This window comes from Arsenophonus endosymbiont of Bemisia tabaci Q2, from assembly GCF_902713415.1.
Classification (GTDB): Bacteria; Pseudomonadota; Gammaproteobacteria; order Enterobacterales; family Enterobacteriaceae; genus Arsenophonus.
In genome coordinates this window covers 1-1150 of record NZ_CACTIE010000299.1, presented here as the reverse complement: position 1 = coordinate 1150, position 1150 = coordinate 1, and the positions used below count along the sequence as shown (strand labels likewise).

Here is a 1150-nt window from a genome sequence, read left to right as displayed (position 1 = left end):
CTCTCAAACGGGGGCCATGTTCAGGGGCAATCGCAATCAAACGGGTTCGCATCCGTGGGTATTCTTTTCCAACCTGATTTATTATGTCTTGCCAAGGCAGCACTTCACCCGATTTGATACTGTACTCCAGTTTCATCAATTCAGCTAACTCAATAGTGCTTTTTAATGGCACGAGATGCTTCTAAACTTCGGATTTGTTGATCATTTGATACTAATGAAGCATATAACAATTCTGCCCGCTGCTTAATGAGTTTCTGGTTTTTTCTTTGCATTTGGGGTACGAAGATCATGATTGTCGCGATACTGCTTTAGATTTTTATCACTGCTTTCAACATCAATCTCGCCATTAAGCATCACGATATATTTTTCGCTTTTGATCCATCGCGAGATAGTTTTACGGTTTACGGCCGTATGTTGGGCATACTCAGAAATATTCATCGTCGACATGGGACATTTTCCTGAATCAATGAGACATAGGGTGGGAGATGTCCAACATTAAATGTGACACTAAATCTAAATCATTTTTCGCTAACTTGATGAAATTAAAATAAAAGTGACCCTCCCATATCATGGGAAATGGGACATGGGACACAAATTCAAAAATGTTTAGCTAGTGAAATACTACGGTGCGCAATGCCCACGGTTTACGATAGTGTCATGAAGGACCCAAAATAAACATTATAATAGGTTATTGTTGTAAAGATTTAATTAAAAACGACAAATATATTAGGTATTTTAGAAGTCTTGGCGCATTTGGCATCATAATAATATTAATTATTTGAATAATCTCTATAAATGTGAAAATGTGATCTTTTCCATGGTAATGCGCACAAATGTGATACAGACTGATTACGATTGCAATCTCTATAGTACTTTCATCAAAATTAAGGTGATGACCTGATTATTATTTAACAAAGATAAGTTATATATCTAAGCGACTTAATTTTGATGACATTATTTATATGAGCTATTCAATTGATTTTAGAAGTAAAGTGATATTTACGATGGAAGAAAAAAGGTTAAGTATCCGAGAAACAGCAAAGCAATTTCGGATTGGCTCTGCATCTGTATCGAGTTGGATTAATCAAATAGAGCCAAAAGCATCGACTACGCGTCAGCGAAAAATCGATAAATCCGAGTTGATAAAAGA

At 35.8% G+C, this 1150-nt stretch carries 2 protein-coding genes; one reads left to right on the top strand and one right to left on the bottom strand.

Going from position 1 to position 1150, the window contains the following annotated elements:
• Positions 1–243: 243 nt before the first annotated feature.
• Positions 244–447 carry a hypothetical protein gene (locus tag ARSQ2_RS11490; RefSeq protein WP_181995363.1) on the bottom strand — a complete coding sequence of 68 codons (204 nt, stop codon included), beginning with the start codon at positions 445–447 and terminating at the stop codon, positions 244–246.
• A 515-nt stretch (positions 448–962) separates the two neighbouring features.
• Here ARSQ2_RS11490 and ARSQ2_RS11485 point away from each other — a divergent pair.
• On the top strand, positions 963–1150 hold a 188-nt coding region (locus tag ARSQ2_RS11485; RefSeq protein ID WP_238334499.1), incomplete at its 3' end, for an IS630 transposase-related protein.